Below are 18271 nucleotides of genomic sequence, written 5' to 3' on the forward strand. Positions count from 1 at the left end.
CGGTGACCGGTGCCGGGGCTGCACCCAGCAAGGCCAGCGCGCGGGCGCTCCATGGGACGGGCAAGGTCGTCGGCGCAGTCTCGGCCAGCGTCAACACCAGGCGGTCGCCCTCCGGGCTGCTCAGCCGCTCGCCGGCCTCGCCCAGCAGGCTGCCCGCCAGGCTGCGCTGCGGGTCGATCAACAGCAACCGCAGGTCGGCGGGACCGCTGCCGACCTTCATTGGCAGGGCGTGCGCCAGTCGCCAACTGCGCAGGCCGGGCCACAGCGCCAGCAGCAGGCGCGGCAGGGCCACCAGTGCCACGGTCGCCGCCAGCAGATGCAGCCAGTCCGCCGCCAAGGCCTGAGGCCCCTGCAGTGCGCCGTGGCGCAGCGGCGCGACGTCGGGCACCGCGAGGCCGGTCAGCCAGCTTGCGGGTGCCAGCAGCACGTCCGCCAGGCGCTGCACCTGGGCCGTGTCGAGGTAGGTGCTTTCCCAGCCGATCAGGATCTCCAGCCCGAGTGCGCGCAGATAGAGGCCGCCGATCAGCCCGAGGTTGAGCCCCAGCAGGCCGAGGTGCCAGAGCAGCGCGCAGCGCGCCGACTGCAGGGGTGCGCTGAGCCGCCACCAGTGCGCCAGCGCCTGACCGCTACGCCCGCGGGCGCCTCGTGCCAGCAGGCGCTTCCACAGGCGCAAGGCGAGACCGTCGGTGGCCTGCCGGCGGTGCGCCGTGAACGCCAGCGCCAGCAGCAGGCCATAGCCCAGCAACTGCAGCACGAGCACGCCCCACAGCGGCAGCGCCAGCAGGTTCAGTTGCTGGCCACCGAGCCTGTCCATGCCCAGCCCCAGCACGACGCCAAGCGTTGCGGCGGCGAGTGCCCAGTTGGCCGACCACAGCGGCCGCGCCAACAGGTCCGTCAGTCGGTCATCGCGCTCGCCCAGGCGCTGTGCCGCGTGGCGCGCCCGTGCCAGCCGGAAGTCGACCGCCGGGCCCTCGGCGCGCGCCTGCTGCGTGGCCCAGCGGGCGTCGTCGGTCGACCACAGCGCGCCCACCGGGTTGCTCTCGGCCCAGTCCAACAGGGCCACGCGTCGCGCGGCTGCCTCGGGGGCCACGAGATCACGGTTCAAGGCGTCAGTCCTCCAGCAGGGCGGCCAGCGCCTGTGCGTCCAACGGCGTTGCCTGCCCATCGCCCTCCAGCATGCCCTCGGCCAGGCCGCGCTTGTCGCGGTGCAGCTCGATGATGCGCTCCTCCACGGAACCGGCCGTCACCAGCCGGTAGACGGTGACAGGTCTTGCCTGGCCCATGCGGTGGGCGCGGCCGGCGGCTTGGTCTTCGGCGGCGGGGTTCCACCAGGGGTCGACGATGAGCACGTAGTCGGCCATCGTCAGGTTCAGGCCGAAGCCGCCGGCCTTCAGGCTGATCAGGAAGACCTCGCCCTCGCCCCGTTGAAAGGCAGCCACGCGCTTGGTGCGCTCGGCCTGCGGCGTGCTGCCGTCCAGGCGCTGGAAGGGCAGGGCCATCTGCGTGAGGCGCTCACCCAGCAGGTCCAGATAGTCGGTGAACTGGCTGAACACCAGCGCCTTGTGACCGCCGTCCACCAGCTCGCGCACGATGTGCTCGAACTCTGCCATCTTGCTGCCCACCAGGCCCAGCTCGGGCGAGACCAGGCGCGGGTCGCAGGCCGCACGGCGCAGCCGCATCAGCTCGGCCAGCACCTGCATCGGCGCACCGCGCCCGGGGTCTGCCGCTGCTGCGGCCACGCTGGCGCGGGCGTCGCGGCGCAGCGCTTCCAGGAAGTGGCGTTCCTGCTCGGTCGGCTCGACGCGGTGGACGATCTCGGTGCGTGGGGGCAGGTCTTGCAGCACCTGGGCCTTGGTGCGGCGCAGCAGGAAGGGCGCCACGATACGCCGCAGCCGCGCGCGGGCCGGCGCGTCCTGCTGGCGCTCGATGGGGCCGGCAAAGCGCTCGTTGAACTGCTGCGGCGTGCCGAGCAGGCCGGGGTTGATGAGGTTCATGATGGACCACAGGTCCGCCAGCCGGTTCTCGACCGGCGTGCCGGACAGGGCGAGGCGGAAGTCGGCATCGAACTCGGCCACCGACTTGGCCCGCTTGGTGGCCGCGTTCTTCAGCGCCTGGGCTTCGTCCAGCACCAGCGTGGCCCAGCGGCGCGCGGCAAAGGCGTCGGCGTCGATCTGCGCCAGCGCATAGCTGGCGACGACAACATCGCCCGGGCCGGCGGCTTGCAGCAGCGCGTTGCGATCGGCCGCCTCGGCATAGACCTGCACGTTCAGGCCCGGCGAAAACGCGGCGCACTCGGCCGCCCAGTTGCCGCAGACCGACGTCGGCGCCAGCACGAGTGCCGGGCCCCGCGTGCTGCGCTCGATCAGCAGGGCCAGCGTCTGCACCGTCTTGCCCAGGCCCATGTCGTCGGCCAGGCAGGCGCCAAAGCCGGCGGCGGCCAGGCGGCTCATCCAGGCAAAGCCTTCGGCCTGGTAGCTGCGCAACTCGGCGCGCAGCGACCTGGGCGCCTGCGGCTGCAGCGCGGCGGCGGCCGCGAGCTGGTCCACGCGCGCCCGCCAGGCCTTGTCGCCCGCCAACTGCACGCCCGCCAGGCCCTGGTCGAGCCAGGCGGCGCCGGCATGGGGCAGTTGCAGCTCGCCCTTCTTGGTCTGGGCCAGTGAGTCCAGGTCGCGCAGCTGCTGGCGCAACTGTTCGGACAGCGCCAGGTAGTGGCCCTCGGCGAGGCGCACGAAGCGGCTCTTGCTGGCGCGGTTCAGGGCCAGCAGTTCCTGCAGGCCGACGACGCGGCCTTCCTCGACCTGCGCCTCGCCCGTCACGCCCAGCCAGTCGCGCCCGCTGCTGACCTCGATCTGCACCGCGCTGCCGTCCACCGGCAGCACGCGCACCGGCTTGCCCTTGGGCCAGGCCAGCGCGGCGATGCCGGGCAGGCCGGGCAGGCGCTCGACGGCGGCCAGCGCCTCCTCGGCATCGGCCAGCAGCCAGGGCTGGTCGGGCGGCTGCTCGGGGTCGAGAAAGGGCAGGGCGTCGAGGACGGAGGCGCGGTGGCCGGCCTCGGCTTCGAGGTTGCGCTCGGTGGCCAGGCTCAGGCCCTCGTGCAGGCACATCAGCCGCGCCCGGCCCAGGCCAGGCGTGACGGCGGGACCGAAGTCGCCAAAGGGCTGGGCCACCAGCAGCAGGCTCAGGCCCTCGCCCTGAGGCGTGAGTCGGGCATGCAGCCGGCTGTCGCCGGCCACGCGCTGGCCGGCGTCGGCGTCGGAATGCAGCTGGAAATGACCGGTCAGCACCTGCAGCGCCGCGCCCAGCTCGGCGCTGGCATTCGCCGGCACCTTCCAGCCCTGGGCCACCAGCTCGGCCACGCGGCGCTGGGTGGGCGTGATGCGGATCAGCCGCGCGCGGCCCGCGCCTTCGCGCAGCACGCGCTGGGAGTTGCGGCGCTCGCGCTCGGCGTCGGCCTGGGCGCCGTGCAGCAGGCCGGCGTGAGGCGGCTCGGCCGAGACCAGCGGCGGGTGCAGGTGGAACTCGAAGGCGGCGGCAGCATCGGTGCCGACCCGCCTGATCTCCAGCTCCGGCAGGCCTTCGCTCAGCTCCACCCACTGGCCCGGCGCGTCGGCAAACATCAGGTGCGGGTGGCCGATCAGCGCGACGATGGCCTGGCTCACGTCCAGGCGCAGGTCGTGCACGCCGGCCCAGGCGTCGCGCTCGATGTGGCGCAGCACCAGGTTGTCGCGGCTGCGCTGGGCGCCCTGCTTCTTCAGCTTGGCCAGCGTCACGGCCTTGAACTTGGTGACGCCGCGCGCGCTGGTGCTGATCTCCAGCGGTTCCAGCGTGTGGACGCGGCCGGCGCTGTCGAGCTTGAGCTGCCAGGCCAGCTCGGGCTTGGTCGCTGCACCGGCGGGCTTGCCGTCGTCGCTGAGGGCGGCTATTGCCGCGAGGGCGTCCTGCCAGGCCTGGCGCGGCTGGCCGAGGAAGTTGGCGATGCGAGTCGGCCCGCTGCCGCCCAGCTCCAGGCGCTGCAGGGCTGCGCTCAGACAGTCGGCCAACAGCGCTTGATCCGCGCCGAGGCCGGCGAGCAGGTCCTGCGCAAGCTGGGGCGTCCAGCCCGGCGCGGGCTTGCCCAGCCAGGCGGCGAGCAGCAGGCGGTCCACCGGCGCGGCGTCGCCCGGCGCGCGGGGATGGAAGGCGGCTTCGAGCCAGCTGTCCTCGCCCAGCTTCACGCCGATGCCATGTGCCCACAGGCCCCAGGCCTCATAGGCGGTTGGGTTGCGGCTGCCGGATTCGGCAATCGCGTACTTGCGCGCCTGCGCCCAGGCCTTGGGATCGTCCTGGGCCAGCAGGCTGAGCAGGTAGAAGCGGGCGGTGTCCAGCGACAGCGCATTGCGGCGGCTGCGGCTGGCGGCGTGGATGGTCTTGATGGCGGCCTCGAAGCTTGCGCTGGCCTCGGCCCAGCGGCCGGCGACGAGGGCGCGTGTGGCAGCCAGCAGCGTCACGCCGGGGCCTTCAAGGCCACGCAGATGATGGTCGGCGCGGTCCAGCTCCAGGGCCAGCATGTCGGCCTCGGCCAGGCGGGCGCGCATCGGGATGCTGAGCGGCTTGTCGCTGGCCTGCAGCCAGGCGCGCAGCTCGGCGCGTATCGCGTGACCGGCCGGAAGGACGTCCAGCAACTGGCCGAGCAGGCCGTCACGCAGCTCGGCGTCGATCTGGCCCAGCAGGCGAGGGCACCAGGGGTCGATCAAGGCCTGCACGGCCAGCATCGGGCTGGACAGCTCCTGCAGGCGCGTGTCGATCACCTCACGGAACTCGCCCGTCGGCATGCCCGAATAGATCATCAGCCGCAGCACCGTGCGCATGTCCTCGGGGCTGCGAAAGTTGACCCAGCCGATGGGGTCCTGCCAGCGGCCCCGGCCCGCGCCCAGCAGCCACAGCCGCTGGCGCCAGTAGCGCTCGTGGCCGGGGGCGGCGAGCAGGGTCTGCAGGCGATCAACGTGATCGCCCAGCACGACGCGCGTGCCCTTGCCGTACTGCCCCTGGGCCCGGCCCTGGGCGACCAGCGCCTGCAGGCCGTCGCGCACGGCGTAGTGGTCGAAGGCCTCGCCATTGGCGCGCTCGCGGCCGGTCATGGCCAGCCATTGCAGGACGGCATTGATGCTGGCGTTGCCGCCCAGCAGCAGCAGGGCATCGAGCAGGGTCTGCGGGTCGGCCTCGGGCAGGGCGCCAGGGGCGGCGAGTTGCTGTGTCCGCTGGGCGGCTGCGGCCGCGCGGCCTCTGCGCAGCATCTCTTCGGCGGTGACGACGCTGCCGTCGGGCAGCTGGAACTTGAGCGTGTGGTCGAGTGGGGGGCGTGCCATGGGGCGGGATTAGATCAGCGCAAAAGCGAAAACGGCCCGCCTCCGAAGAGGGCGGGCCGCGATGCGGGGCGCGTTGTTTAACGCTTGGGTTGCGTCAGACGCGGGCCATTGTTGTGACGCGGCGCACCGCCGTTGTTGCCACGAGCGGGCTGAGCGCCGGCAGCACGAGGCGCATGCTCGGCGTGCGGCTTGGGCGCGGTCTTGGCACCGCCCACGCCGGTGTGGCCGGCGGGCTTGCCCGCCGAGCGGCCCTGGCCGTCGCGGCCACCGTCGCGCGAACCGCCACGGCTCTCGCCGCCACGGCCACCACCACCACCACCGCCACCGGGGCGGCCACCACGGCCTCCGCCGCCGCCACGGCCATTGGCACCGGCCGGCGGGTTGGGGTTGCGGCCCCGGCTGCCGTTGGGGTTGAGCACGGTGCGGCCCAGCACGATGGGCTCGGCCCGCTCGTTGGGATCGGGCGCGAAGCCGGGCACGATCTCACGCGGAATCTCGCGCTTGATGAGGCGCTCGATCTCCTTCAGGAAACCGTTCTCGTCGACGCAGACCAGGCTGACGGCCTCGCCCTGGGCGCCCGCGCGGCCGGTGCGGCCGATGCGGTGCACGTAGTCTTCGGCCACATTGGGCAGCTCGAAGTTGACGACGTGGGGCAGTTGGTCGATGTCGATGCCGCGGGCGGCGATGTCGGTGGCCACCAGGCAGGTCAGGTCACCGGCCTTGAAGTCGGCCAGCGCCTTGGTGCGCGCACCCTGGCTCTTGTTGCCGTGGATGGCCATGGCGCTGATGCCCTGGTCGTTCAGGTAGTCGGTCAGGCGGTTGGCGCCGTGCTTCATGCGCGTGAAGATCAGCACCTGGTGCCAGGGCTCGCCGTCCTGGCCGCCCTTGATCAGATGGGCCAGCAGTTCCTTCTTGCGCTCGCGGCCGACCGGATGGACCTTCTGCGCAATGGCGTCGTTGGTCTGGTTGCGGCGGGCCACCTCGATCAGCGCCGGGGCGTTGAGCAGGCGGTCGGCGAGGTTCTTGATCTCGTCGCTGAAGGTCGCGCTGAACAGCAGCGACTGCGTCTTGGCCGGCAGCAGCGCCAGCACCTTCTTGATGTCGTGCACGAAGCCCATGTCCAGCATGCGGTCGGCTTCGTCGAGCACCAGGATCTGCACTTGCGACAGGTCCAGCGTGCCCTGCTGCGCGTGGTCGAGCAGGCGACCGGGCGTGGCGACAAGGATGTCGACGCCGTCGCGCAGCTTGTTGATCTGCGGCTGCATGCCGACGCCGCCGAACATGACCATGCTCTTGAGCGGCAGGTATTTGCCGTAGGTCTGCACGCTTTCCTCAACCTGGGCGGCGAGTTCGCGGGTGGGCGTCAGCACGAGGGCGCGGATGGCGATCTTGCCGCGCTTGTTGAGCAGCTTCTCGCCCGTGGACAGGCGGTGCAGCAGGGGCAGCGTGAAGCCGGCCGTCTTGCCGGTGCCCGTCTGGGCGCCGGCCAGCAGGTCGCCACCGTTCAAGACGGCGGGAATGGCCTGGGCCTGGATGGGGGTGGGGGTGGTGTAGCCAGCGTCAGCAATGGCCTTGAGCAGCGGCGCTGCCAGGCCGAGGGAATCGAAACTCATTCGGGTAGGGGAGTGAGCACGCCTGGTCGCGACGCCATGCCGCGCCGCGGGGAGCGGCGCCAGTCTTCGGGCAGGGCGGGCGGCGTGCAGGGGCTGAAAAGAGAACGCCGCGCAAGACTGAGAAGCGCGGCGAATGACCGCATTCTACTTTGGCGCGACCTTCACCCAGTCGACGCTGAGCCAATTGGCCGGCGAATGCGGCACGCTCACGTTGGCCTTCATCGCCCAGGGGATGACCTGGCGGTGCAGCGGGATCAGGTTGACCTGCTCGCGATAGGCCTGCAGCGCGGCCTTGACGAGGGCCTGGCGCTTGGCTTCGTCCGCCTCGATGCTGGACGCGGCGGCCAGCGCGTCGGCCTTGTCATTGATGATGCCGCTGTAGTTGCCCACGCCGACACCCTGTTCGCCGCGGTTGCGCAGCACGGGCGTCAGCATGACCTCGGCGTCCACGGTGCCGCCGCCCCAGCCGGCGAGGTACAGGCTGGTGTCCTGCTTCTCGACCTTGGGGAAGAAAAGGGTGCGCGGCATGGCGTTGACGCGCACCTTGACCTTCAACTGCGCCCACATGCTGGCCACCGCCACGCAGAGCTTCTCGTCGTTGATGTAGCGGTTGTTGGGGCAGTCCATCGTCACCTCGAAGCCGTTGGCATAGCCGGCCTCGGCCATCAGCTTGCGTGCAGCGGCGAGGTCATAGGGCAACCGCGTCTCCAGGGCGGGGTCGTTGTAGCTGCCCAGTGGCGAGGGCGTCAGCGCGCCGGTCGGTGACGAGTAACCGGCCATCAGCTTGGTCTTGATGGTCTCGATGTCGATGGCCTGGTAGAGCGCCCGGCGCACGCGCACGTCCTTGAACGGGTTCCTGCCGCCGGGCGCCTTGCCATGCAGCAGGGTGTCGCGCGTCTGGTCCAGGCCGAGGAAGATGAGGCGGTTCTCCGGGCCGTCGACGACCTTGAGCCCGGCCGTGCGGCTCAGCCGCTCGATGTCGCGCGAGGGCGGGTCCAGCACCAGGTCGAGCTCGCCCGTGATGAGCGCGGCCGTTCGGGTGGCGTCGTTGGAGATGGGCGTGAAGCTGAACTCCTGGACATTGCCCTGATCGGGCGCGCTGCGGCCCCACCAGTCTGGGTTGCGCTTATAGGTGGTCTTCACGCCGGGCTGCCGGCTGACGAGCATGTAGGGCCCGGTCCCATTGGCGTTCAGGTTGGCGTGGCTGGTCTCCTTCTCCTTGAAGTTCAGCGGCCGCGTGACGCCGTGCTGCTCGCACCATCGCTTGCTCATGATCAGCAGGTTCATCAGGTGCTCGCCGAAAATGGGGTTGGGCTTGGACAAGACGAACTCGACCGTCAGCGGGTCCACGGCCCTGGGGATCCCGACGGCGTTGGCGTAGACGCGGAAGGGCGAGTTCGGGTCACGCAGGCGCTGCATCGAGAAAATCACGTCCTCCGCACTGAAGGGGCTGCCGTCGTGGAACTTGACGCCGGCGCGCAGCTTGAGGCGCCACAGCAGCGGGTTCACCTGCGTCCACTCGGTGGCCAGCGACGGCACCAGGCTCTGGTCCCTGGCGCGCCGCAGCAGGAACTCGTAGACCTGGTTGTTCAGCGCCGTGGTCAGCAGCTCGTTCTGCGAGTGCGGGTCCAGCGTCTGTAGGTCGCCCTGGGCGGCCCAGCGCAGGGCCTGGGCCTGGGCGAGGCTGGCGGCGAAAAACAGCAGGGCAGCAACGAGACGGGGCATCTGACTTCCTTGAAACCTGGCTCGGCGACAATATCAGGCATTGCAGGCCTCTCCCGGGGCCTGCCGCCATTTCAGCCTCACAGGATTTGCCCATGGCCCAGTACGTCTTTTCCATGAACCGCGTCAACAAGACGGTTCCCCCCAAGCGCCACATCCTCAAGGACATCTCGCTGTCCTTCTTCCCGGGCGCCAAGATCGGCGTGCTGGGCGTGAACGGCTCGGGCAAGTCGACCATCCTGAAGATCATGGCCGGCGTGGACAAGGAGTACGAGGGCGAAGCGACACCGATGCCCGGCATCAAGATCGGCTACCTGGAGCAGGAGCCGCGCCTGAACCCTGACCAGACCGTGCGTGAGGCGGTGGAAGAGGGCATCGGCGGCGTGCTGGCCGCCAAGAAGCGGCTGGACGAGGTCTATGCGGCCTACGCTGACGAGAACGCCGACTTCGATGCGCTGGCCGCCGAGCAGGGCGAGCTGGAATCCATCATTGCCGCCGCCGGTTCGGAGAACACCGACCTGCAACTGGAACTGGCCGCCGACGCGCTGAACCTGCCGCCCTGGGACGCCGTCATCGGCGTGCTGTCCGGCGGCGAGAAGCGCCGTGTGGCCCTGTGCCGCCTGCTGCTGTCCAAGCCCGACATGCTGCTGCTGGACGAGCCCACCAACCACCTGGACGCCGAGAGCGTCGAGTGGCTGGAGCAGTTCCTGCAGCGCTTCCCCGGCACCGTGGTGGCCATCACCCACGATCGCTATTTCCTCGACAACGCGGCCGAGTGGATCCTCGAACTCGACCGCGGCCACGGCATCCCCTGGAAGGGCAACTACTCCGACTGGCTGGACCAGAAGGAAAAGCGCCTGGAGGGCGAGCAGAAGTCGGAAGACGCCCGCATGAAGGCGATGAAGGAGGAGCTCAAGTGGGTTCGCTCCAACGCCAAGGGTCGCCAGGCCAAGAGCAAGGCGCGACTGGCCCGCTTCGAGGAACTGTCGGACGTCGAATACCAGCAGCGCAATGTGACGAACGAAATCTTCATCCCCGTGGCCGAGCGCCTGGGCAATGAGGTCATCGAGTTCGAGAACGTCAGCAAGAGCTTCGGGGACCGGGTGCTGATCGACAACCTCAGCTTCCGCGTGCCGGCCGGCGCCATCGTCGGCATCATCGGCCCCAACGGCGCCGGCAAGTCGACGCTGTTCCGCATGCTGCAGGGCGTGGAGCAGCCGGACTCCGGCACGGTCAAGATCGGCAAGACGGCCAAGATGGCCTTCGTCGACCAGAGCCGCGAGGCCATGGAGGCCGACAAGACCGTCTGGCAGGACGTCTCGGGCGGCCTGGACAACATCATCGTCGGCAAGTTCGTCATGCCCAGCCGCGCCTATCTCGGCCGCTTCAACTTCAAGGGCAACGACCAGCAGAAGCTGGTCGGCGCGCTGTCCGGCGGTGAGCGCGGCCGCCTGCACCTGGCCAAGACCCTGGCTCAGGGCGGCAATGTGCTGATGCTGGACGAACCGTCCAACGACCTGGACGTGGAAACCCTGCGGGCGCTGGAAGAAGCGCTGCTGGAGTTCGCCGGCTCGGCCATGGTCATCAGCCATGACCGCTGGTTCCTGGACCGCATCTGCACCCACATCCTGGCCTGCGAAGGCAACTCGCAGTGGTTCTTCTTCGACGGCAACTTCCACGAGTACGAGGCCGACAAGAAGAAGCGCCTGGGCGAGGAAGGCGCGCGCCCCAAGCGCATGCGCTTCAAGCCCATCAAGTGATGGCTCGCGGCGGACACAGGGACACAGTTCTTTACCCCCGCCGCAAACAACCCATACAGGGGCCCTGGAAGATGACTTCACCCCATCTTCTTCCAGGAGACCTCTGATGAAAGCCTTCCAGATCCAGAACCTGTTGCGCGTCGGCACCGTGGCCGTCGCCTTGGCCTTGGGTGGCGTTGCGGCCCACGCCGGGGGCCATGGCGGACACCACAAGGGCGGCCATGCCGCGATGGCCGAAGGCGGCATGTTCGGCGCGCGCATGGACCACATGCTCGACCTCGTCAATGCGACGGACGCGCAGCGCAGCCAGATCGAGGCCATCTTCAAGGCCGCGCGCCAGGACCTTGCCGGCCAGCGCGATGCCGGCAAGAAGCTGCACCTGCAACTGGCCTCGCTCTACACCGCGCCCAACATCGACGCCGTGGCCATCGAATCGGTGCGTGCCCAGATGAGCGCCCAGCGCGAGGCTGCGGCCAAGCGCATGAGCCAGGCCAGCATCGAGGCCGCCCGCGTACTGACGCCCGAGCAGCGCAGCAAGATCGCTGAAGTCATGAAGAAGCGCATGGCTCGCCACGCGGGCCGCCACGCCGGTTGATGGGTCCACAACAAGGAGTTCTGCGATGCTTCAGCCCCGACCGGTCGGCGCCGAACCGCGCCGGCTTCCCTCCCTCCCGCATGCCCTGGTGATGAGTGCCCGACTGCTGTTGATCGACGACGATGCCCGCCTGACCGGCATGGTGGGCGACTACCTGCGTGCCGCCGGCTTCGACGTCAGCACGGCTGGCACCCTGGCCCAGGCCCGCCAGGCCCTGGCCCACGGCCGCGTCGCGTTGCTCGGGCTGGACCTGATGCTGCCCGATGGCGACGGCCTGGACTTCTGCCGCGCCTTGCGGGGCGACCCGCGCTGGCGCCACCAGCCCGTGCTGATGCTGTCGGCGCGTGGCGAGCCCATGGACCGCATCCTCGGCCTGGAGCTGGGCGCCGACGACTACCTGGCCAAGCCCTTCGAGCCGCGCGAGCTGCAGGCACGTATCAAGGCCTTGCTGCGCCGGCTGGAGCCCAAGCTCGACGGCGACGAGGTGCTGCGCTTCGGCCGCCTGGAGATCGACCTGGCCGCGCGCGTGGCGCGCCTGGACGGCAAGATCTGCGACCTGACCAGCCACCAGTTCGACCTGCTCGTCGTGCTGGCGCAAAGCCCGGGCCGCGTGCTGAGCCGCGACCAGATCATGGATGCGCTCAAGGGCCATCCGCTGGAAGCCTTCGACCGCTCCATCGACGTGCACATCTCGCGCATCCGAGCGGTCATTGAGGACGATCCCAAGAACCCGCGCCGCGTGCTCACCGTGCGTGGCGCGGGCTATGTCTTCGCACGCAAGCAGGACGCCGACTCGGAACCCGCTTGAACGGAGCCCCTGGTCCAATGAGTACATTGGCCGGTCCCCGGAGGGGACGGCGATGCCTGCAGCATCAAGCTGCAAGCACATCGCCGGCGCGGGCCGGCTCGGGAGCGGCCCAGCGCTCGGCCCGCCAAGCCCATCTCGACTCACGGCCTTGACTTGAAAAGCCTCTACGTCCGCATCTATCTGACGCTGGTCGCGCTGCTGCTGGCGTTCGGCTTCGGCTCGGCATGGCTGTTCCAGCGCCACATCGAACAGGAGCGCGGCAATGTCGAGATCGCGGCGGGCGAGCGGTTGAATGCGATGGCCGGGCTGCTCAAGCTGGCGTTGCCCCCGGTGACAGCGCCACGCCAGGAACAGGCGGCCGCCTTCGTCGAATGGGGGCAGCGCCTGCGCATGCCGCTGGCGCTGGAGGATGCCGACGGCAAGCGGGTCGCGGCGACACGCATGTTCCTGCGCCGCGCCAACGACCCTGGAGCCATCATCGTCAGCGCTGAATTGGGCGACGGGCGCAGCCTGGAGATGGTGCGCAGCATGCGCCCGCCCGGCGTGGCCAGTGGTGCTTCAGGGCAGGGCGGCCCGGGAGCGGGGCCGCCCAAGGTGGATGAAGGCCCCTGGACCGGCCCCTGGCTGCACCGCCCGGTGTCGCCTGGTGCGCCGGCCGTGTCGACGCTGGCCGTCGTGCTGCTGCTGCTCTTCGTCGGCGTGGCCGTGGGCGCTTACCCGGTCGTGCGCCGGCTGACGCGCCGCCTGGAGGCGCTCAAGCGGGGCGTCGAGCAGTTCGGCGCCGGCCAGCTCGCCCACCGCGTGGATGACAGCGGCCGCGACGAGGTGGCGGCGCTGGCCGCCAGCTTCAACCAGGCAGCCGACCGCATCCAGACGCTGTTGCGCTCCCACCAGGCCCTGCTGGCCAATGCGAGCCACGAACTGCGCTCGCCGTTGGCGCGGTTGAAGATGGCCTTCGCGATGCTGGACGACGCCGCACCGGCCCAGCGCGAACGCCTGGGGCGCGAGATCGACGTCAACATCGCCGAGCTGGACGCCCTGGTCGAGGAAGTGCTGCTGGCCAGCCGTCTGGAAGCGGGCAGCGCCGTCGGTGAGACCCAGGTGGTGGAGTTGCTGGCACTCGGCGCCGAAGAGGCCGCCCGCGCCGAGGCCGCCTTTGAACCGGAGACCGACTCCGCCCGCGTCGATGGCGAGGAGCGCCTGCTGCGCCGCGCCTTGAGGAACCTGCTCGACAACGCGCGCCGCTATGGCGGGCCGGATGTGCAGTTGGCGCTGCAGCCGGTGAATGGCGGTTACGAATTCGTTGTCGCCGACCGCGGCCCGGGTGTGCCTGAAAACCTGCGCGAGCGCATCTTCGAGCCCTTCTATCGCCTGCCCGGCCATGCCGAAATGGCCGGCGGCGTCGGGCTCGGGTTGAGCCTGGTCAAGCAGATTGCCGAGCGACACGGCGGCAGCGTGCGCTGCCAGGCGCGCGATGGAGGCGGCAGCCGCTTCGTCATCTTCCTGCCTGCGGCCAGGGCCTGATCAGCGGTTTTCGTCGAACACCTTGCGCAGCAGCAGACTGAGCAGTAGTGCTGCCGCGAGCAGGCCGCCCGTTGCGGCCTGCCAGAAGCCCACCGCGCCATTGCCTCCTGAGCCGAAGGCGAGGAAGTACCCGCCGCCTATGCCGAGGCCCCACAGCGCCACGACGTAGATGATCATTGGCAGGGTGGCTATGTGATAGGCGCGCAGCACATGGGCCGCCACCGTTTGCAGCGCGTCCCCGAGGTGGAAGAACCACACCCAAACCAGCAGCGGCAGCGCCGCAGCGGCGGCCTCGGGATTGGACGTGTACAGCGCCACGATGGGCTCGCGCGCCAGCGCCACGACGGCGCCCACGGTGGCCGCCACGAGGGCGGCCAGCACCATTGCATGCCGGCCGACGATTCGCGCCTCTCGCTTTTGACCGGCGCCCAGGTGCTGGGCCACCAGCGTGAGGGCGGCCATGGCCAGCGCGAGTGAAATCATGAACATCATCGCGACGAGGTTGACGGCGATCTGGTGGCCGGCCACCGGCGTGGCGCCCAAGCGGGCGATGAAGAAGGCCATGAAGGTGAAGCCCGTCACCTCGACGAGGATGGAGCCGCCCATGGGCAGGCCCAGGCGTACCAGGCCCGCCAGTTGCTGCCAGTCGGGGCGGGTCTGCCACAGGTGCTGGATGCGGAACGGCAGGTAGAAGGCGTCGCGGCGCAGCAGCACCAGCGCGACGAGCGCCTGGCCCATCATCGCGATGGCGGTGGCCCAGCCGCAGCCGGCCACGCCCATCGCGGGGATCGGTCCCCAGCCGAACACGAGCACGGCATTCAACGGCACCTTGGCCGCCAGGCCCGTGAGCTGCATGGCCATGACGGCCTTGGGCCGGCTCACGGCCGTCGAGAAGCCACGAAAGGCGGTGAACAGCAAGGCCGCCGGGAGCGCGAAGGCCTCGGGCCGGGTGTAGGCCTGGACCTTGGCGGCCTGCGATGCGTCGAGCTGGGCGAGCCAGACGAAGGGATCGGGGAACCACAGCATCAGGCAGCCTGGCACGCACAGCAGCACGGCCAACCACTGCGCCTGGACGAAGGTTTCCCCCGCGCCGGCCAGGTCGTCGGCGCCGAACTGCCGCCCCGCGATAGGACCGACGGCCAGCACGACGCCCATCAGGCCGACGAAGATGGTCACATACGCCGCCGAGCCGACGGCCAGCGCAGCCAGGTCCTCGGGGCCGACGCGGCCCATCATCAGGGTGTCAATGGTGCTGAACATCATGACCGCGATCTGCCCGACGAGAACGGGCCAGGCCAGCGGCACGAGGCGGCGAACGCTGTCAATGAAGCGGATGCGAGTCATCGGGTGACGCGTTCCGCGTAGCGATTGAAGCGCCAGGCTGTGCCTTCCTGAAGGATGCGATGCCAGACGACGCGTTTCTCGAAGGGGTCGAGCGCCGGCCAGTGCTGCACCTCGTCGAAGCTGCGGCCGCAGCCCTTGCAGACGGCGTCACCCTGGGCGGTGGAGCAGATGGCGATGCAGGGCGAGTCGGGCGTGGTGGCGTACCAGGTCATCCAGGCGTCCAGCGCCTGGGGCTTGAGGGTGTCGGCCTCAACTTCGGTGGCGCGGCTCAGCGCCAGCAAGGCATAGGCTTCGGCCAACGCCTGCACCTCGGGTGCGGCACTGATGCCGTCGGGCGACGGCGCGCGCTCGCGCCACCAGTTGATGGCCGCCTCAATGTCCGTGACGTGAATGGCGGTGGAACTCAAGCCGCCAGCCCCATCACCGCGCGCACCTCGCGCAGGGTTTTGCGTGCCACGGCGCGGGCGCGCTCGGTGCCGACTTCCAGCGTCCACTGCACCTGCTGCGGGTCCAGCGCTGCGGCGCGCTCGCGCCACGGCGCCTGCTCGCGCTGGATGGCCTCGATCAGCGGCTGCTTGCAGTCCAGGCAGCCGATGCCGGCGGTGCGGCAGCCGGTTTCGCAGGCGGCGCGCGTCACATCGTCGCTGTAGATCTGGTGCAGCGGCCAGACGGGGCAGCGCGCCGGCTCGCCCGGGTCGGTGCGGCGCACGCGCTGCGGGTCGGTCGGCATGGTGCGGACCTTGGCGGCAACGACCTCGGGCTCATCGCGCATGGCGATGGCGTTGCCCAGGCTCTTGCTCATCTTCTGCCCGTCAAGACCCGGCACCCGCGCTGTCTCCGTCAACAGCGCCTGGGGTTCGACGAAGACGGGCGCCGTCCCGGCATAGAGCCGATTGAAGCGCCGCGCGACTTCACGAGTCACCTCGACATGCGCGGCCTGGTCCTCGCCCACCGGCACGCCGGCCGGCTTGTAGAGCAGGATGTCCGCTGCCTGCAGCAGCGGGTAACCGAGGAAGCCGTAGGTGGCCAGTTCGGGGTCGGCGGCGACCTGGTCCTTGTAGCTGGGCATGCGCGCCAGCCAGGCAGACGGTGTGCACATGGCCAGCAGCGTGAACAGCTCGGCGTGTTCGGGCATGCGGCTTTGCAGGAAGAGGGTGCAGCGCTCGGGGTCTATGCCGGCGGCCAGCCAGTCGGTGACCATCTCGTAGACGTGGCGCGTCAGGGCCTCGCCACTCGGGCGCTGCGTGGTCAGTGCATGCCAGTCGGCGACGAAGAAGAAGCCCTCGTGGCTGTCCTGCAGCCGCAGCCAGTTCTTGATGGCGCCGTGATAGTGACCAAGGTGCAGGGCGCCGGTCGGGCGCATGCCGGAAAGCACGCGTGGGCGGGTGAGGATGGGGTTCGACATGGGGCGCGGATTGTCGTCCAAGGCCGTCGGCCTGCTGGTCCGCATGGGCGACACCCCTACACTGCCCGCCCATGAAACATGACCCCCACGTGCCCCCGCTTCATGTGGACACTGCCCCCCGAGGGCGCGCTTTTCTTCTTGGGGCGGCCCGGCGATGAAAAGGCTGGTGATTCTGATTTCGGGGCGCGGCTCCAACATGGAGGCCATCGTCAAGGCCTGTGCCGCCGAAGGCTGGCCGGCCGAGGTCGTCGCCGTCATCAGCAACCGGCCCGCTGCCGGCGGCCTGCAGTTCGCCGCTGAGCGCGGCATCGCATCGGCGGTCGTCGACCACAAGGCCTACGCCAGCCGAGAAGATTTCGACGCCGAGCTGGCTCGCGTCATCGACGGCTTCGCGCCCGATCTGGTCGTGCTGGCCGGTTTCATGCGCATCCTGACGTCCGGTTTCACGGCCCGCTATGCGCGCCGCATGCTCAATATCCACCCGTCGCTGCTGCCGTCTTTCACCGGGCTGCACACGCATGAGCGGGCGCTGGAGATGGGTTGCAAGATTGCGGGTGCGACGGTCCACTTCGTCACCGCTGAGCTGGACCATGGCGCCATCGTCATGCAGGGCGTGGTGCCGGTGGCGCCGGGTGACGACGCCAAGACGCTGTCCGCGCGGGTGCTGACCGTCGAACATCGCATCTATCCGCAGTCGGTGCGCTGGTTTGTCGATGGCGCGCTGGTCTGGGACGGCGAGCGCGTCACCCACCGCGACGGCGCAGCCCAGCAACTGCTGCTGCTATGAACGGCGCGTCGGGATAATGCTGCGATGCATCCGAATGCCCTCCTGGAGCTATGCGCCGAGCTGATCGCCGACGTCAACCAGCTCGACGCCCCGGCCGACTCCACCGTCTCCGCCTTCTTCCGACAACACAAGAACCTCGGCCAGCGCGAGCGCGCCTGCCTTGCCGAGACCGTCTACGCGCTATTGCGCGAGCGAATCAAGTTCCAGAACCTGGCGCAGAGCGGCAGTGGCTCCATGCACCGCCGCCTGGCCATGCTGGCCTGGCGCGGCAATGCGGCCTTCCTGCGCGCAGCCCTGAGCCCGGCGGAGCAGCATTGGTTGGAGCAGGTGCAGGCCATCGACCCGATGAGCCTGGCGTCCAAGATGCGCCACAACATGCCGGAATGGCTGGCCGAGCCGCTGCTGGCGCGGCTCGGAGACGAGGAATTCTGGAAGCTGGCTACCGCCTTGAACGAGACGGCGCCGCTGGATCTGCGTGTCAATGCGCTCAAGCTCAAGCGCGATGAAGCCCAGGCCCAGCTCAAGGCCGCCGGCATCGAGGCGGTTCCAACGCCTTATTCACCCCTGGGCCTGCGCATCGACGGCAAACCGGCGCTGCACAAGCTGGAGCTGTTCACCAGCGGCGGCGTCGAGGTGCAGGACGAGGGCAGCCAGTTGCTGGCCCTGCTGCTGGCGCCCAAGCGCGGCGAGATGGTGGTGGACTTCTGCGCGGGCGCAGGCGGCAAGACCCTGGCCCTGGGCGCGGCCATGCGCAATACCGGCCGGCTGTACGCCTTCGATGTCTCCGGACACCGTTTGAATGCATTCAAGCCCCGCCTGTCGCGCAGCGGCTTGTCCAACGTTTATCCCGCTCAGATCGCCCATGAGCGCGATGAGCGCATCAAGCGCCTGGCCGGCAAGATCGACCGAGTGCTGGTCGACGCGCCGTGCTCCGGCCTGGGCACGCTGCGCCGGAACCCGGACCAGAAATGGCGCCAGTCCCCCCAGGCGGTGACTGAACTGCAGGCCAAGCAGCGAGCCATCCTGGCCAGCGCCGCCCGCCTGGTCAAACCGGGCGGCCGCCTCGTCTATGCGACCTGCAGCCTGCTGGATGCTGAAAATGAGGTCATTGCGGCGGACTTCGCCGCCGCGCATCCCGGATTCAAGCCGCTGGCGGCGGACGAGGCACTGATCAAGGCTCAGGTCGAGCGCGCCGACGAACTTGTGGAAAACGGCGCACTTCGCTTGTGGCCCCACCGTCACGCCACGGACGGCTTTTTCGCCGTGGCGTGGGAACGGGCTGTTTGATCTCCATCACGATGCGCGCCGCATCGCACGCCTACGCTTGATTGCGGTGTCCCCCGACCCTGATTTCTGGGGCCGCGCCTC

13 protein-coding genes are annotated in these 18271 nt (G+C 69.7%); 6 read left to right on the forward strand and 7 right to left on the reverse strand.

Annotation, left to right across the window (positions count from 1 at the left end):
• From ACT6S0_RS01155 to ACT6S0_RS01170, 4 genes are all read right to left on the reverse strand, one after another.
• Positions 1-1105: DUF2868 domain-containing protein (locus tag ACT6S0_RS01155; RefSeq protein WP_444762083.1), on the reverse strand; the 1105-nt coding region annotated here is incomplete at its 3' end.
• A gap of 4 nt (positions 1106-1109) precedes the next feature.
• Entirely contained in the window at positions 1110-5345 is a 4236-nt protein-coding gene (locus tag ACT6S0_RS01160) for an SNF2-related protein (protein ID WP_444762084.1), read from the reverse strand.
• Positions 5346-5422: 77 nt separating this feature from the next.
• Complete coding sequence (locus ACT6S0_RS01165) at positions 5423-6958, reverse strand: DEAD/DEAH box helicase (RefSeq protein WP_444762085.1); 1536 nt, start codon at positions 6956-6958, stop codon at positions 5423-5425.
• A 144-nt stretch (positions 6959-7102) separates the two neighbouring features.
• Entirely contained in the window at positions 7103-8683 is a 1581-nt protein-coding gene (locus ACT6S0_RS01170; RefSeq protein ID WP_444762086.1) for an ABC transporter substrate-binding protein, read from the reverse strand.
• A 92-nt stretch (positions 8684-8775) separates the two neighbouring features.
• Here ACT6S0_RS01170 and ettA point away from each other — a divergent pair, with 92 nt between their 5' ends.
• The 4 genes from ettA (at position 8776) to ACT6S0_RS01190 (ending at position 13367) form a co-directional block, all read left to right on the forward strand.
• Positions 8776-10440: an energy-dependent translational throttle protein EttA gene (ettA, locus tag ACT6S0_RS01175; RefSeq protein WP_444762087.1), complete on the forward strand. Its 1665-nt coding sequence runs from the start codon at positions 8776-8778 to the stop codon at positions 10438-10440.
• Between the two features lie 106 nt (positions 10441-10546).
• Positions 10547-11035: a Spy/CpxP family protein refolding chaperone gene (locus ACT6S0_RS01180; RefSeq protein ID WP_444762088.1), complete on the forward strand. Its 489-nt coding sequence runs from the start codon at positions 10547-10549 to the stop codon at positions 11033-11035.
• Between the two features lie 91 nt (positions 11036-11126).
• Positions 11127-11843, forward strand: a complete 717-nt coding sequence (locus ACT6S0_RS01185; protein WP_444762089.1) for a winged helix-turn-helix domain-containing protein — start codon at positions 11127-11129, stop codon at positions 11841-11843.
• 153 nt (positions 11844-11996) lie between these two features.
• Entirely contained in the window at positions 11997-13367 is a 1371-nt protein-coding gene (locus ACT6S0_RS01190) for a HAMP domain-containing sensor histidine kinase (RefSeq protein ID WP_444762090.1), read from the forward strand.
• Here ACT6S0_RS01190 and ACT6S0_RS01195 read toward each other — a convergent pair whose 3' ends face one another.
• From ACT6S0_RS01195 to trpS, 3 genes are read right to left on the reverse strand one after another with little or no spacing between them, the layout of a single operon-like run.
• The gene (locus tag ACT6S0_RS01195; protein WP_444762091.1) at positions 13368-14711 is read right to left on the reverse strand and encodes an MATE family efflux transporter; all 1344 of its coding nucleotides are present in this window, start codon (positions 14709-14711) and stop codon (positions 13368-13370) included.
• Positions 14708-15118 carry a DUF3717 domain-containing protein gene (locus ACT6S0_RS01200; RefSeq protein ID WP_444762092.1) on the reverse strand — a complete coding sequence of 137 codons (411 nt, stop codon included), beginning with the start codon at positions 15116-15118 and terminating at the stop codon, positions 14708-14710. Before ACT6S0_RS01200 ends, ACT6S0_RS01195 begins: the two co-directional genes overlap by 4 nt.
• Positions 15115-16116, reverse strand: a complete 1002-nt coding sequence (trpS, locus tag ACT6S0_RS01205; RefSeq protein ID WP_444762093.1) for a tryptophan--tRNA ligase — start codon at positions 16114-16116, stop codon at positions 15115-15117. The genes ACT6S0_RS01200 and trpS overlap by 4 nt, the downstream gene beginning before the upstream one ends.
• A 154-nt stretch (positions 16117-16270) precedes the next feature.
• Here trpS and purN point away from each other — a divergent pair, with 154 nt between their 5' ends.
• The gene (gene purN / locus ACT6S0_RS01210) at positions 16271-16903 is read left to right on the forward strand and encodes a phosphoribosylglycinamide formyltransferase (protein ID WP_444762094.1); all 633 of its coding nucleotides are present in this window, start codon (positions 16271-16273) and stop codon (positions 16901-16903) included.
• Between the two features lie 24 nt (positions 16904-16927).
• A complete protein-coding gene (locus ACT6S0_RS01215; RefSeq protein WP_444762095.1) occupies positions 16928-18190 on the forward strand; it encodes an RsmB/NOP family class I SAM-dependent RNA methyltransferase in 1263 nt (420 codons plus the stop codon).
• Positions 18191-18271: the final 81 nt, after the last annotated feature.

The organism is Roseateles sp., assembly GCF_052436255.1.
Classification (GTDB): Bacteria; Pseudomonadota; Gammaproteobacteria; order Burkholderiales; family Burkholderiaceae_C; genus Pelomonas.